The sequence below is a fragment of the Botrimarina mediterranea genome (genome assembly GCF_007753265.1).
Taxonomy (GTDB): Bacteria; Planctomycetota; Planctomycetia; order Pirellulales; family Lacipirellulaceae; genus Botrimarina; species Botrimarina mediterranea.
This window is the reverse complement of sequence record NZ_CP036349.1, coordinates 2,479,878-2,495,326: the sequence shown is the minus strand read 5'-3', so window position 1 is coordinate 2,495,326 and position 15,449 is coordinate 2,479,878. Positions and strand designations below refer to the sequence as shown.

The window sequence follows — 15,449 nt, the reverse complement described above, 5'->3', positions numbered from 1 at the left end:
TCACCTGCACGGTTGACAGACGGCTGTCACCGGCGTCTCGTTCAAGTGGGAAGTAAATTGAGAATCTTGTACGCCAACGACTCACCTACAAGCGGCCGCCGTGGGTGGTCTTAAGAAAGGTAGAACGCAAACCCGCGAGACGCGCGGCGAGACATGAATCGACATGAATCGATGATGAGACCTACGATAAATCGCTGCCTGCCACGACAGAGATTGCCATGGACATGTCGCGGTTTCAGCGGCTCACAGGCGCCCGTCGCGGCGAGGTCGCCGTACTACGGACGCCGGGCTTCAACGGAGTGGCGACGTCTCGGTCTCCGGGTCCGCAGGGCACAAGGACAACGGCCGCGACAGACTCGCGGGGATTGATGAAGGGCCGACTAACGCGGCTTTGAAGACAAATAGTCGCAAGCCCGGTTTTCTGGCTATCCTATGGGCTCCAATCGCCACGGGAAGCAACGCTCTTATGTCGTTCGACGCCTCGATCCTGCCATATCACGCCGACGTCCTCGCGTACCTGCGGCGCGAAGAGAGGCAAGTTTGGGACTGGTTCGCGTCCAATCGCGTCCAAAAGGAGCATGCCGAGGCAGTCCGGTTCGACCTGCTAAAGCGCACCTACCGCATCGGCCGAGACAACCATCCGGACCTCTACCGGATCGCAGAGTCGGCGGCCGAAGCTCTTGGCGTCGAGCATGAAGTAACGCTTTATCAAGCGCAGAATTCCGAGGGACTAAACGCCTCCATCGCCTATCTACCGGAGGAGGCCCACATCGTGCTGGCGGGGCCCGTGTCGACTCGGCTCAACGAGCAGGAGCTGCAGGCGCTGTTCGCGCACGAGCTGGGGCACGTGCTGCTCTACGAAGTTGAGAACGGTGACCTGCTGGTGGCTTCGCAGGTCCTCACGGCGATGACCAACGACCGGTCGGCCGACACGCCTCACTATGAAACGATGCGGCTCTTCGACCTCTACCAGGAGGTCTATTGCGACCGCACGGGTGCGAGAGCCGTCCAGGGCGACACCGACACCGTCATCTCCATGCTCGTGAAGGTCGCCACCGGGCTCGACTCGGTCGACGCCAGGGGATACCTGAAACAGGCGGAGGAGGTGCTGAGAAGATCGCCGGGGGCGTCGGAGGGACAGACGCATCCGGAGCAGTACATCCGGGCGAGAGTGCTCGATCTCTGGAGGCAGGACCCCGCTGCCGCCGACGCCAAAATCGCCCAGTTGATCCAGGGTTCGCCGCCACTGGGACGACTCGACTTCACGGCCCAGCATCGACTGGCGGGGCAAACCAGATCGCTGCTCGACGCCTTCTTCATCGAGAAATGGGCCCGCACCGACCTGCTGCTTGCTCACGCCCGCCTCTTCTTCGACGACTACGAGCCGGCGGCCACGGCTGCCGGGCAATTCGACAACGATGTGGTGGCGGATTGCGATAGCACGGTGCGTGATTACTTCTGCTACGTCCTGATGGATCTCGCATCGGCTGACAGCGACCTCGAGGAGGCGGCCCTCGCGTACGCGCTGTCGGTGGCGGAATCGCTCGGGCTCGCCGACCGGTTCGGTGAAGTCGCGATGAAAGAGTTCCGGCTGCGAAAGAAGCAATTTGAAGAGCTCGCCAAGAACCGCGACAAAATTGTGGCCGTGGCTAGAACGGAGGCGTCGAAGTGAGCGAGTTTACTCAGTTCCTAAACGAACGCCTCGACGCAGGCGGCTTCTCGACCGAAGACGCGCTCGCCAGCTTCTTGCCGCTGGCTCGAGAGGTCGCGGAAACCCACGCGGGGGGGTGGGTGGCGCCCCTCTGCGGGGTCAACGATCTCCGTGTCGACGGCGTGCGGCTTTGGTTTGAGGAGTCGAAGCGGCGACGCCCTACGGCCGGCGAGGGCCTCGAGCGCGTCGAGCGGTCTGGGCGGGCGGTGTTTGAAGTGGTCGCGGAGCAGCGCGTCTCGACGAGCGTTGATGACGGCGTCACCCAGGTCCTAGATCTGGCGGTTGACGATGGCGAAGGCCCTGTAACCCGGCCTGTCTACTTGCCCGCCTACGAGGCGTGGGAGCACCGGCTCGGCAGGCACGACCCGCTAACGGACGTCTTCAGTCTCGGCATGCTGCTGGCGAGTCTGGCGTGTGGACTCGACCTGGCGGAGAAAGAGTCGCTGGAGCGGTTTGTTGCTAGCCGCAAGAACCTCTTCGCCTTGGCGAGTGGCCTGCACCCCGTGGTGGCTCGCGTTATCGTCCGGATGACGGAACTCGATCGTCGCCGGCGGCCCTCGGACTTGGCGTCGCTCGTTGGGGCGCTCGAAAACTACCGCGATCAAGAAATCGACTTCGACTACGACTTAGCGGCGACCGACGGGTTCGCCGAGCGGCCCAAGCAGGATAAGCGGACCGTGGTGCTGACCAAGCTCCGCGAGCGGCTGTTCGAGCTGTCGCGTCGCAATCGGTTGTTGCACTTCCAGCCCACGATGCAGAGCGTGAACCTCACGCACGCTTCGGTGCCGTTGGCGTTCAATGTCGAGAGTATTCGACCCGATCAAGTGCTGACGTGGAGCAGCCAATTCGAACGCGACGTCAGCAAGGGGGCGACGGTCTCCCTGAACAAGTACCTCAACTTCTCGGAGGTGTTGTACCTGCCGAGCCAGCTCGAGCGGCTGATCGCCGAGGCGCGCCGCGACCGGGCCGAGTTCGGGTTCGTGCAGCTGCGATTGGTCGTCTGCTTCCTCCACTGGGCGAACCTGAAGGAGAAGCCGGTCGAGCAGTACGAATCGCCGCTGGTTCTCGTGCCCGTCGAGCTGAAAAAGAAGAAGGGAATCCGCGACACCTACTCGCTGGAGCCGATCGGGACCGAAGCCGAGGTCAATCCCGTCGTCCGGCATCAGTTTAAGCAGCTCTACGACATCGATCTGCCGGAAACGATCGACCTCGCCGAAGCCCGTCTTGACGATTTTTACGAAGACCTTAAGCGACGCGTTGAGGCTTCGCAGGCCGCCGTCTCGCTCGGCAAAGTCGACCGCCCCCGCATCCAGCTGATCCACGAGAGAGCGAAACGCAAGCTCGACCAGTACCGCAAGAAGGCCCGGCTCGCTGGCCGGGGCGTCAGCAAATTCCTCGACCTCGACTACAGCTACGACGCGGCGAATTACCACCCGCTGGGCGTGAAACTCTTCAGTGCGATGGTCAAGCCTCCCGCGACCCACCTGCGGACCATTGTCGAGGAATCGCCTCGCCCGAGGACTTTCGCCGTCCCCGACTCGACGCCATCGGCCGAGAAGGAACGCCAGACTTATGTCCTCCAGTCGGGCGCGGAGGCCAGTCCCTACGACTGGACCTTCGACCTGTGCAGCGTGACCCTAGCGAACTTCAGGTATCGCCGGATGTCGCTGGTCCGGGATTACGAGGCGCTGCTGGCGACCGACGACGAGAACCCCGCGTTCGAAGCGGTCTTCTCGCTCGTGCCGCGCCCACGGAGCAGCAAACCAACCGATCCCAGGCCGCTGGGCGACCGCTTCGACGTGGTCCCTTGCGACCCAACGCAGGCCATGGCGATCGCGGACGCAGCCGGCGGCAAGAGCTACATCATCCAAGGCCCGCCGGGGACGGGTAAGTCGCAGACGATCACCAACCTCATCGCCGACTTCGTCGCCCGGGGCAAGCGCGTTTTGTTCGTGTGCGAAAAGCGGGCGGCGATCGATGTCGTCTACGCACGGCTGAAGCAGGTTGGCCTCGACGACCTCTGTTGCTTGATCCACGACTCCCAGGCGGACAAGAAAGCGTTCGTGATGGGTCTCAAGCAGACCTACGAACGGTTTGCGTTGGCAGGCGGCGCCGACGCAGGCGGCAAGAATCGACGTGACGCCACGCTCGCGGCCGTGCACGACAACCTGGCGCCGCTGGAGCGGTTCGACCGGGTGATGCAGTCGACTCCGGACAGGATCGGACTCACCGTGCGGCGTTTGATTGACCGGTGTGTCGAGATGCGGGGGCTGGCGCCTCCACTCGATCTGCTGGCGGCGGAAAGGCTCCCTACCTACGCCGAATGGTCGCAGAACTCGGCGGTAATTGGCCGGTTCGTCAATAACCTGAGGTACGTGGGAGGCGGCGCGGTGTTGGCGACGCACCCCTTGCGTCTGTTGAGCGGCAAACTGGCCGACGAGGAACGTCCTCTCGATCGGCTGCTGCAGGCGGTCGCAGCCGCCGAGCCGTGCCTAGAGCGGGCGGAAGCGGAGCTCCAGCGTTGCGGCGTGCCGAGGGAGCAGTGGGAAGGGGTGCGGCAAGCCGGACTACTGACCGACTACTCGGTGCGTCTGACGCCGCTAAGCGAGGTGGGGGCCCAGTGCGTTATGGACCCGGTACACGAGCGATCATTGGCATACCAAGAGGTCGCCAAGCGGCTCGCCCAAGCGAAGGCGGCCCTCGCAGCGAAAGAGTCGGCCAACGCCAATTGGACCGACCGCCTCAGCACTGATGAGACCGATGTAGCGCTCGATCAGGCCAAGACGCTAGAAAAGGCGCTACTGCCCTGGCTTCGGCCCGGGTGGTGGCGTCTGCGTGGCGTCCTGAAGAAGTGCTACGATTTTAAAGCCCACAAGGTGCGTCCGACGTGGTCACGCGTCCTCACGCAACTGAAGGAAGAGCACGATGCCCGGCAGGTCTACGATCGCAGCCTCGCCGAGACGGGCGACGCGCTAGGAGTGGCGCCCGGCCGGGCGGCCGATTTATCGGCGACGGTGCAGCAGGTCGCTGAGTGGTTGCTTCGTCAGCCGCCCTGGCTCCAAAAACTGCACGCCGCCGTGCTACGCAACCCGCGGGGAGGGGAGATCATCGCCCGCGTGAACAAAGCGGCCGCTCCTTTCGCCTCGGCCTTGGCGGAGCTGGACGGCGTCGCCGAAGGGCTCACTGAGATGACGCTCTCGGAGCTTCGTCATTCGCTGCGATTCGCCGCTGAGAACGCGGGTGTCGTCCCCGATTTCCTCAAGGCGCTGCGCGACCTGGAAGCCGTGCCGCCGTCCATGCGCGGCGTCCTTCGCGAGTTGCCCCACCCGGTGGCGGAGATCGAGGCGGCGGTCGCCGAACGCAGTCTTGCGGACGCCCTCCGCTTGGACCGCGAAGCGGAACGATTCAATGCGGCGGCGCTCCGCGGGCACGCGTCGGAGATCGAGTCGCACTTCGACCGCTGGCTCGGCGAGAACGCCCGCGAGGTTTGCTCACGGGTGCAGCGGCGCTTTCTCGACAACCTCGCCATCTCCGAGACGTCGGCGGCGAACCTCACCTCGGAGCAGAAGGAGTTCAAAAAAGTCTACACGCGTGGCCGCCGCGAGTTGGAGCACGAGTTTGGCAAGCAGATGCGTTACAAGCCGATCCGGGAGCTGGTGTCGGGCGAGTCCGGCGAGGTCGTCAATGACCTCAAGCCGGTCTGGCTGATGAGTCCGCTAAGCGTGTCGGACACGTTGCCCCTAGATGGCGGGCGTTTTGACGTGGTGATCTTTGACGAGGCGAGTCAGGTGACCCTCGAAGAGGCCGCCCCCGCGCTGTGTCGCGCCCCGCAGACCATCGTGGTTGGGGACGAGATGCAGCTGCCACCGACCGACTTCTTTTCCGCCAAGCAATCCGCGGGCGAAGACGATGAGACGCTTGTGGAGTCCGACGGAGAGCTTGTCCGATACGACCTCGACTCGGGAAGCTTCCTGAGCCACGTCGCCAAAAATCTCCCGTCGACGATGCTCGGCTGGCACTACCGCAGCCGGAGCGAGTCGCTGATCAGTTTCTCCAACTGGGCCTTCTACGATGGCCGACTACTCACGGTTCCCGAGGAGTCGCTGCCCGGCACGCAGCGAACGCCGATCGTCGCAAGCACGGCGACCGATGGGCGGGCCGGCGCCGGGGAGATACTGCGGCGTCCCGTCAGCTTCCACTCCGTCCCTTACGCGACCTACGACAAGAGCCGTAACCGGGGCGAGGCGGAGTACATTGCGGAAATGGTTCGCGGCCTGATCGGCGACCAAAGCCCGACGATTGGGATCGTCGCTTTTTCCGAGGCGCAGCAGGACGAGATCGAGCAGGCGCTGAACCGGCTCGCCGAAGAGGACAACGAATTTGCCAAGCGCCTGGAGGCGGAGTACGAGCGCGAGGAAGGCGGGCAGTACGTGGGCCTCCTGGTAAAGAACCTGGAGAACATCCAGGGAGACGAGCGGGACCTCATCATCTTGAGCGTCTGCTATGGCCGCCCGCTGGCCGGCAAGATGCGGATGAACTTTGGACCGATCAATAAGAGCGGTGGCGAAAAACGGCTCAACGTCGCGTTCTCAAGGGCGAAGCGGCACATGGCGCTCGTGAGCTCGATCGCCTCGGCGGAGGTCACCAACGACTACAACGATGGAGCCAACTGCCTGAAAAATTACCTCCGCTACGCCGAGGCCGCCTCCGTTGGTGACGTCGAGACCGCCAAACGCATCCTGGGCGGCTTGAGCCGCTGGCGAGACGATAGCAGCAGCGAATCCGCGGGGGATGGCGCCGTCGCCAGCCGTCTAGCAGAGGAGCTGAGAGAACGTGGTTACCGCGTTGATCTTTCCGTTGGACAATCGCACTTCCGCTGCGACTTGGCGGTTGCTTGCGAGGGAGACGAAGGCTATCGGCTCGGCGTGTTGATCGATTCGGACGCCTACTACGAGCAGTCCGACCTGATCGAACGGGACATGATGCGGCCGCGTTTGCTTCGCGCGTTCGGCTGGCGCATTTCGCAAGTGTTGGCCAAGGACTATTTCGAGAAGCCTGGCGAGGTCGTCGCCGAGTTGGTTCGTGAGCTTACGGAGGCCCGGAAATGAGCAAGACGCCCAGGATCGAACCGTTTGTGGCGGACGCTGGGGACGATCTGGCCGATGAACAGGCCCTGATCGCGGCATTCATCGAGCAGGTGAACGCCACCCGTCAGCGCTACTACCAAGACCTCGACTTGAAGAGCATTGCAGCCGGGAGGTCGCTTTTAGGCGCAAGCCCCGAGGCAGCGCGGAAGTTTGTGCTCGCCGCCGTCCAACAAGTGCGTCATTGGGACCGCATGGCGGAAAGGGTTCGTAGCCAAGGGGAGAATGAACTGGCGCGAATCAACGCGCACCACCTGCCAGGATGGGAAGAGGTTTGGGGGAAACGCATTGCCGCCGCGACGGTCGTGAAGACGCTGACTCGACGCAAGCTCCCTTTCGAAAGGGCTGACCTACTGCTGGCATTGCAGTGGTGCGCCGAAAGCAACCAGCTGAACTCGCGTTGGTACCCGATTGGCAACATTGTCCGCGCCTTGCAGCGGTTCGCCGAGGAGACGGAGCTCGACGCTGAGTTCATCAGCGCCTTGCAGGGCTTCGCGAGCCAGTTGCGCGGGGTCTACGACAAAGACACGAAGCGCTACGCAACCGTCGTGGAGCAGATGGCTGCTTCCGCAGCGGACGACGAAGAAAGCGAGCCGAACATGGCCGAGTGGCGGCCGACGCCGCGGCCCGCTCCCGTTGGGACCGAAGCGGTCCTCACTCGCCTCAAGCAGCATCTTGGCGTCCTTCATGCAGACCTCCCGTGCGAGACGTCACCGACCGGCCCCGACGCATTTGCCTTGCGGAGCGACTCGCCGCTGGCGGACGAGCACCGCCTCCTGACCGGCGTCTTAGAAGAAGTTACTGGAACCGGTGATTACCACAGCCCCAATCCGCAGAAGCTGAAGCACGGCAAGCAGCTCTCGCACCCTCCCGATGACCGAGCCGCCTCACTCTTCCTGGCGGCTGCCGAGAGGCAGATGGAGACCTTGCTCGAGCCCGAAGGTGATCTGGGAAATCCTGCCGAGTGGCAGGCCCGCTATGCCGCCAACGCGATGATCGGCATTGTCCGAAGGCTGCGTATTCCCTGGACACGTGGTGAGGCATTCGACGCCTTGCTGTACCTGTCAACGAGAAGGCCCGAGTCGCGACCGGTGGGCGATCAGACCCTCGGCGAGCTGATCGAGTTGGTAGAGCGTTACGCCGAGGAAGAGGCGCTGACTGAAGGCGAGCGGTTCGCACTGCATCGCTTTCGAATGACGCTTGTCGCTGGGCCCGCCCTCGGAAGCGTCTCGGACCATGTGCGACGCGTGACGGACCTAGTTGGCGATGGCGCTGCGTTCTGCTTAGCGCCCGGAGAGGCGTGGTCGGACGCCGTCAATCAAGATTTTTCGCGGTGGTCGCTGCGTGAACAGAAACGGTGGGTTTCCTTCTTTTCGCACCTGCTGACAGCGACGGCTTCGAAGCCATCGAGTAAGTGGCTGAAGAGCGCGTCCGAGGCGGTCGCCTTGGTGGGAGAAACGCGGCTCTTGGAGCACCTGTCGAGATGGCTTCCCGAGGTGGCGCGGGGTCGGACGGTGAGTCAGTTCGGCTACTACGCGGGCGACGCCCGCGGGGCTGCGGATACGATGCAGGACGAGAACGCCCTAGCTCTCCGCGGACTGTTGTGGCTTATGCCAACCCTCGGCGACCGCGAGCGACTGACGCGGTTGATTTCCGAGGTAACGCTCTCGGCCTACAAGAAGGTCCCCGGCGTCGGGCCGAGGGCCGTCAAGGTGGGGAACGCCGGCGTCTATGCGTTGTCCGAGATGGGAACCATCGACGCCGTTGGTCAACTCGCCGTACTGAAAGTGAGGGTCAAGTTCGGGACCGCCCAGAAGGAGATCGAGAAAGCGTTCACAAAGACCGCCGCGTCCCTCGGTCTGCCACGGGACGAGATCGAGGAGATGGGCGTCCCGTCCTACGGCCTGACGGAGGTGGGACGCCTTATTGAAGAATTCGGAGAGTATGAAGCCGAGATTGAGGTCACCGGTGCCGACGCGTGTCTGGCGTGGCGCGACCGCCATGGGAAACCATTGAAGTCCGTGCCAGCGAAGGTGAGTAAGGAGCACGCGGACGAGTTGAAGGACTTGCGGCAGTCCCTTAAGGACATCAAGGCGATCCTACCGGCTCAAAGAGACCGGATCGATTCGATGTTCCTCGCCCAGCGGACGTGGCCGATCTCGGCGTGGCGAGAAAGGTACCTCGAACACCCCCTGGTAGGGACGATTGCCGGGCGTCTGATCTGGTGTGTCGATGGCGAGCCGGTGAGTTTCATCGAAGGCGTCGCGACCGACCTCGACGGCTCGGTGGTTGGCCACGGCGCCACGGCCGAGATCACCCTGTGGCATCCGGTAGGGCGGCCGGTCGAGGAAGTGGTTGCTTGGCGGCGACGTCTGGAAGAACTGCGGATTACGCAGCCGTTTAAACAGGCGCACCGCGAGGTTTACCTGTTGACGGCCGCCGAGGAGAACACCCGCACGTATTCTAACCGATTCGCGGCGCACGTCCTTCGGCAGCACCAGTTCAATGCTCTGTGCAGCGCCCGTGGTTGGAAGAACCAATTGCGGCTGATGGTGGATGACAGCTACGCGCCGCCGACCAAGCGGTTGCCAGGTTGGGGCTTGCGAGCGGAGTTCTGGGTGGAAGGGATCGGCGAAGAGTACGAGACGGACACGAACGAGTCGGGGAGCTACCTCTACCTGGCAACGGATCAAGTCCGTTTCTATCGGGACGGGGCCGCCGAGAATTGGGCCCACGCGGGCGGCGGCGGCTACACGACAGCCGCCGCCGACGCCGGCGAACAAGGCGTCAACGAGCCCCTGCCGCTCGACCAGATTCCTCCGCTGGTGTTCTCGGAGGTAATGCGCGATGTTGACCTCTTCGTTGGCGTGGCGTCTGTTGGCAACGATCCGAACTGGAACGATGGGGGTCCCGATGGGCGATACCAGAACTACTGGACGTCCTACTCGTTCGGCGACCTGTCCGCGACTGCCGCCACTAGGAAGGAGGTGCTGGAACGCCTGGTTCCTCGCCTCAAGATCGCAAGCCGGTGTTCCTTCACTGATCGTTTCCTTGTCGTCCAAGGCGACCTCCGTACCTACAAGATCCACCTCGGTTCGGGGAACATCTTGATGGAGCCGAACGACGAGTACCTCTGCATCGTCCCGGATTCCCGGAGCCGAGCAAAAGAAGAAGAGGTCTACTTGCCGTTCGAGGGAGACAGGACGCTATCGATTATCCTGAGTAAGGCGTTGATGCTGGCGGCCGACAAGAATATCCAAGACACGACGATTCTCCGACAAATCAATCGTTAACTAGCGAAATGGCGCAGGCCTCAAGGGGTGTCCAGATGGCTATCGAATTGACGGTTCGTGACGAGACCGCTGTAGGAGAGGCCTACAACGAGATTCCGCTCGTGTTTCCGAGCGAACGAATCACGGTCCGCGACCTCATCCGAGAACGGGTGTACCAGGAAGTGCAAGACTTCAATCGCACGCGTGACGCCGAAGTCTTCCGCGGCTTGGTGCAACCAAACGACACCGAGCGCACTTTGAATGGTGCGAGAGCCGAATTTCGATTCAAAGGGCGTCGTCAGATTGACTGGAAGGATCAATACGAGAAGGCGCTGGGTGGTTTCCAGGCGAACGGCTTTTTGATCCTGGTAAACGACCACCAGGTCGAAGATCTCGACGAGGTGCTCATTCTCGGACCGGGGTCGCAAGTGGCGTTCGTTAAGCTGACCTTGCTAGTCGGCGGCTAGTTTCAAGTACGCAGAAGTCGGTGCAGGTCTAGTTGGGCGACTTGCGCCGACTTTGGAAATCACGTCCATGACTTAAGACCGCCATTATTCATGCACAGCATGAGTCTAGGCTTGCTCGGGTCGGTAGCCGGGGAGCCAGCAGGTTCGATGAGTTGCACATATCTGGCGCTCGCCCTCCCTATAGTCTCGCCACGCTGTGACTGCCCACGGCGACGTGACTCACGCCGAAAGTCGCCCCGCAACTAAGAGAGAGGAAGTGAGTAAGCGGAGCACGCCAAGTCAACTTCGGCCGATGCTATCAGAGCATTGTCATTCAAAAATAGGGCTAGCCGTTCGCCGATCCTCACGTGGCAATTCGACTCATGCAGCTGTGCAGACTTAGAAGTTCCCAAGGCGTATACGGCCTTGGCTCGCCGCTCAGACCTGCGTCGAACCGACAAGCCGAAGTCAGCTTGACGCTCAATGAACGGCGCTCGTCACGGCTGTTTCGCGGTTGAACTCAACGGTGTGTGCCGCTACGCGGTCGGTTCGGGCGGTTCCGCCTTATCGGCTGCTTTCTGAGCCTGCTCGGCGTCGTAAGCCTTCTCCATGAGCCGCGCCGCACGGAGGAACTCGGTCCCAGAGAGGTACTCAGTGTCACGCCACTCCCCTTGAGCGTCGCGGTAGCTCCGCGTCAGCTTGCCCGAGTAGCGGGGGCGGTCTCCTTCTTGCTTCGGCTCGTTGCGGAAGATCGCGATCCGCAGTCCGCCGTCGCGCACCTCCTGGACCGGTTGATTGCCGTTGTTGCTCATCACGTCACTCCTTCTGTTTTTGTGGTTATAGCAGAAGGGGTAGCGCAGGGAGCCATCGAGAGTCAAGCGGTTTCTCTTCTGCCTCCACGCTTGTGGTGCGAGTTGCCGAGTACGCGAAGCTGGCAAACTGTCCAAATGGCGCCGCCTTGCGCGTCTTCCGCGAGTTGCGGGAGCGGGGGGGCTGATCCATGAACCGGGCTGTGGAAGTAGGATGGGTCACCGGCTGCCCCCCTGAAGAAATTGAGCGATCGCCTATAGCCGAGGGTCCACCGGTTCGCTCTCTAAGGCGAGCACCCCAAAGACGCACTCGTGAACCCGTCGTAAAGGCTCGCGGCGGACTAAGCGTTCGAGGGCTTCGATGCCCAGGGCGAACTCGCGCAGGGCGAGGGACCGTTTAGCGCCAAGCCCACGGCTGCGGAGGCGGGTCAGGTTGGCCCCGCTCGTGTAGTCGGGGCCGTAGATGATTCGCAGGTACTCGCGGCCGCGGCACTTCACGGCGGGTTGGAGCAGGCCCCGCTTGCCGCGGGAGATGAAGTCGAGCGGTTTGACGACCATGCCTTCGCCGCCGGCCTCGGTCAGCTCGGTCCACCACCGCACGGCCTGGTTGACCTGCTCGGGGTCCGTCACGTCGATCACGCGGTAGGGCGTGGCGAGTAGCACTCGCGGGTCTTGCCGGCAGACCTTGGCGAGCGACTGCATGTGCCACTCGTGGTTCTGCTGGACGTGGACCCGGCCCTCGGTCGCGAGGAGGTGGAAGGGCGCCAGCCTGTAGTCCTCGACCGACTCGACCGGCCAGCAGTAATGGCGATAAGCGTCGACGAAACGGCTGGCCGCTTGCCGCTGCCCGCCAAACTTCTCCGCGAGCCCCTCGAGCAACTCCGACGCTTCGCCGTTGAGCCGTTTGGCGGTCGTTCGCAGGGCGTCAACCACCGGCGGCAGCGCCGCTTTGGCGGCGGCGCCCACGGCGGCGTACTGCGACTTCACCAGCTCTTTGGCCTTGGCGGACCAAGGCATCAGCTCGCAGTCGAGCACGACCCATTCGGTCTGGTGCTCTTCCCAAAAACCCGCGGCCGACAAGGCAGCTCGGACTCGTTCGAGCAGAGCCGCTTCCATGGCCAAGTCGTTGAAGAAGCGACGCCCGGTACGAGTGGTGATGACGCCGGCCTCGCCCTGAACGCCGAACCGTTTGGCCGCAACCTCTTCGTCACGGCAGACCACGACCACGGCTCGTGAGCCCATGTGTTTCTCTTCGCACACGACCGTCGGCACGCCTTGGCTGCGGAAGTATCCCAGCGCCTCCTCGGGGTATTCGAGGTAGCCCTCCTTCGTGCTGGTTTCCGATGGCGACATTGTGGGCGGCAGGTAAACGAGCCACCGCGGGTCGGCGGCAAATCGGCTCATCACCTCGAGGGCGGCGACGCCGTTCTCTTCGCGGATCGTGATGTTCGGGCGCAATCGGGTCGAGACGATCCGCTTGCCGGTGACATCGGCCAAGTCGAGCAGGTCGTCGTTTGCTTGCTGCGACGACTGCGCGGGCGATTTGGCATTGTCTTCCAGGAATGGCCGCGAGGGCTCGCAGTAGGTCCGCTTCGCTTTGACCGAGACCGTTTCCAGCTCAGGATAGCGCAGCGCCGTCAGGGCTCCTCCGAAGACGCAGCCGGTGTCGATGTTGATCGTCTTGTTGAGCCACTCGGCCGTCGGTACGGGCGTGTGACCGTAGACGACCATCGCCCCGCCACGGTACTCGCTCGCCCACGGGTAGCGGACAGGCAAGCCGAACTCGTCGGTCTCACCGGTCGTCTCGCCGTAAAGGGCGAACTCGCGAACCTTGCCCGAGCCGCGGCCCTGCATCGACTCCTTCATCCCGGCGTGGGCGACCACGATCTTGCCGTCGTCGAGCACGTAGTGGCTGACTAGGCTGTCGAGGAACGTCGAGAGTTCATTGCGGAATGCGTCTTGCTCTTCTGCGGCGACCGCCTCGATCTCTTCCATCGTCCCGGCGAGGCCGTGCGTGAGCTGCACGTTCTTGCCGCGGAGCTTGCGGAGCAGCTTGGCGTCGTGGTTGCCCGGGACGCAAATCGCCGAGCCGGCCGCCATCATGTTCCGCACGAGGCTTAGCGTATCGAGCACCCGCGGCCCACGATCCACGAGATCACCGACGAACGCCGCCTTACGGCCCTCGGGGTGCGCAAAGCAGTAGTCGGTCCATCCTGGGCCGGGGTCGGCAAGCGGTTGCGGTTCGTAGCCAAGACTAACGAGCAACTCCTCGAGCTCGTCGCAGCAGCCGTGAACGTCGCCAATGAAGTCGAAGGGACCCCGCTCGGATCGCTTGTCGTTCCAGAGAGGCGTCCGTTCAATGACGGCCGCTTCGACCTGCTCGGGGGAATCGAAGACGAAGATGTGCCGAAATCCCTCCCGCTTCAACGCTTTGAGCGATCGACGCAGCTGCGAACGCTGGTTGCGGATGACGTGGGGGCCGAAGTCCCGGTCGGATCGTCCCCGGTTGCGTTCTTGGCAGACGTCCTCGGGCAAGTTGAAGACGATGGCGACCGGAAGCGTGTGGTAAACCCTCGCAAGGGCGACCAGGGGCTGACGTGATTCTCGCTGCACATTGGTGGCGTCAACGACGGTGAGCCGACCTGCCCCCAGTCGCTTGGCAGCGATGAAGTGGAGCACGTCAAAGGCATCGTTTGTCGCCGCTTGATTGTTCTCGTCGTCGCTCACCAGGCCACGGCAATAGTCGCTCGACAGCACTTCCGTAGGCAGGAAGTGCTTGCGTGCGAACGTGCTCTTACCGGAGCCACTGGGGCCGATCAGGACAACCAGAGACAAATTCGGGATGGAGAAACTAGGCACGTTGGTCTGCGCCTCTCAGCAGCCCGTACACGAAATCGCTGTAATCGTCTCGCATCGGTAGTTCCAAGATGGTCTCTAGCCGTCGTCGAGTCGTTGTCACGGGCTCGCCCGTCATCTGATTAACGGCTTGCTTCTCGAACTCCCGCCACACGACACCGATGCCCCGCTTCTGCCAGCCTGGCAGATCGTTGAAATTGATCCCCCGTTGGAAGAGCAACTCGTTCTTATCGGCAACCGACAACTTCATCAACGCTGTTGTCGCTTGGTTCGCGTCCTGACCTTCCTTGCGGAGTCGCCAATAGCAGTGGGCATTGAGGGCATTGCGGTGAGCGTCTTCGTTCCGCCAGCGGAAATAGTCCACGACATCGATGGCTCTCGGCAACTGTGAGAGGCGGCAGTCGAAGCAAGCGATACCGCCCAGCAGCAGTGAGAACTTAGCACTTGCTTCGCCTGCCAGAACCGAATTGAGTTTACGAGTCTTTCTGCTGAACGCGTCGGCTTCGAGGTCCAAAAGCAATGAGATCTCATCGCTCTCCGTGTAGCCGTAGACAATCTGGAATCCGCAGTCCATCAGGTGTTGGACCGTCTGGACCATCAAATCGCGGAACCGCACGTCAAACGGGGCTTCGAATTTGTGGACCTCTTTCGTGAGCCGGGTGAAGCCTCTTCCGTCGAGACGTGCGACAATGTAGATGCCCGGAAGCACACAGTGGTCGTGCCCGGTCTCGAAAACACGCATCCGGGTGTCGAGGTCGTCAAACTTCATTGGACCAAACGCTTACAGCGAATCCCCCATCTTCTGCGATCGATACGTAGTGCAGCTCATCGAATCCCTCCTCCTTCTCTGGCAGTTGGAGCTTGCTGAAAGTACCCAGGAGCCCTTTGAGCGGCACGATCTTCGTTGCTGGTCGACGGCTGTTCCGAAGCTTGCAATCTTCGACCTTCGATGCGAAGTAGTACCCAGCCACGCGGAAGCCCGCTGCTTTAGCCGCCTGAATGTAGCCGACACGTTCAGCGCGCGTCGGGTTCGTATTGTCGACGACATAAGGCTGTTTCGCCTCGTGGCAGGCGGCAATGAGCAGCTTCTCTCGATACCGAGTCCGAAGCATGTCCATGTTGATTCGGACGTGCGATTCGAACAGATATTCTCTGCAGAAGGACGACTTGCCCGAAGCTTGTAAGCCGATGAGCACGACAGTTTCCATGCC

8 protein-coding genes are annotated in these 15,449 nt (G+C 62.5%); 4 read left to right on the top strand and 4 right to left on the bottom strand.

From position 1 onward, the window contains the following. The first annotated feature begins 466 nt into the window (after positions 1-466). Genes Spa11_RS09940 through Spa11_RS09925 form a run of 4 tightly spaced genes read left to right on the top strand, consistent with a single transcriptional unit; the run spans position 467 to position 10,594 of the window. A complete protein-coding gene (locus Spa11_RS09940) occupies positions 467-1,672 on the top strand; it encodes a M48 family metalloprotease (RefSeq protein ID WP_145111549.1) in 1,206 nt (401 codons plus the stop codon). After that, positions 1,669-6,819, top strand: a complete 5,151-nt coding sequence (locus tag Spa11_RS09935; protein WP_145111546.1) for an AAA domain-containing protein — start codon at positions 1,669-1,671, stop codon at positions 6,817-6,819. Before Spa11_RS09940 ends, Spa11_RS09935 begins: the two co-directional genes overlap by 4 nt. Then, on the top strand, positions 6,816-10,148 hold the full coding sequence (locus Spa11_RS09930) for a DUF4132 domain-containing protein (RefSeq protein WP_197529875.1): 3,333 nt from the start codon (positions 6,816-6,818) through the stop codon (positions 10,146-10,148). Before Spa11_RS09935 ends, Spa11_RS09930 begins: the two co-directional genes overlap by 4 nt. Positions 10,149-10,156: 8 nt before the next feature. Next, positions 10,157-10,594 (top strand): hypothetical protein, encoded by a 438-nt coding sequence (locus Spa11_RS09925; protein WP_197529874.1) that lies wholly within the window; start codon positions 10,157-10,159, stop codon positions 10,592-10,594. Between the two features lie 515 nt (positions 10,595-11,109). On the opposite strand, the gene Spa11_RS09920 is transcribed toward Spa11_RS09925, so the two are convergent. From Spa11_RS09920 to Spa11_RS09905, 4 genes are all read right to left on the bottom strand, one after another. Beyond that, the gene (locus tag Spa11_RS09920; protein WP_145111543.1) at positions 11,110-11,385 is read right to left on the bottom strand and encodes a hypothetical protein; all 276 of its coding nucleotides are present in this window, start codon (positions 11,383-11,385) and stop codon (positions 11,110-11,112) included. 252 nt (positions 11,386-11,637) lie between these two features. Continuing rightward, positions 11,638-14,241, bottom strand: coding sequence for a polynucleotide kinase-phosphatase (locus Spa11_RS09915; protein ID WP_145111540.1), 2,604 nt, complete (start codon positions 14,239-14,241; stop codon positions 11,638-11,640). Next, positions 14,234-15,007: a tRNA(His) guanylyltransferase Thg1 family protein gene (locus tag Spa11_RS09910; RefSeq protein ID WP_145111537.1), complete on the bottom strand. Its 774-nt coding sequence runs from the start codon at positions 15,005-15,007 to the stop codon at positions 14,234-14,236. Before Spa11_RS09910 ends, Spa11_RS09915 begins: the two co-directional genes overlap by 8 nt. Then, entirely contained in the window at positions 14,997-15,446 is a 450-nt protein-coding gene (locus Spa11_RS09905; protein ID WP_145111534.1) for an AAA family ATPase, read from the bottom strand. The genes Spa11_RS09910 and Spa11_RS09905 overlap by 11 nt, the downstream gene beginning before the upstream one ends. Positions 15,447-15,449 lie beyond the last annotated feature (3 nt).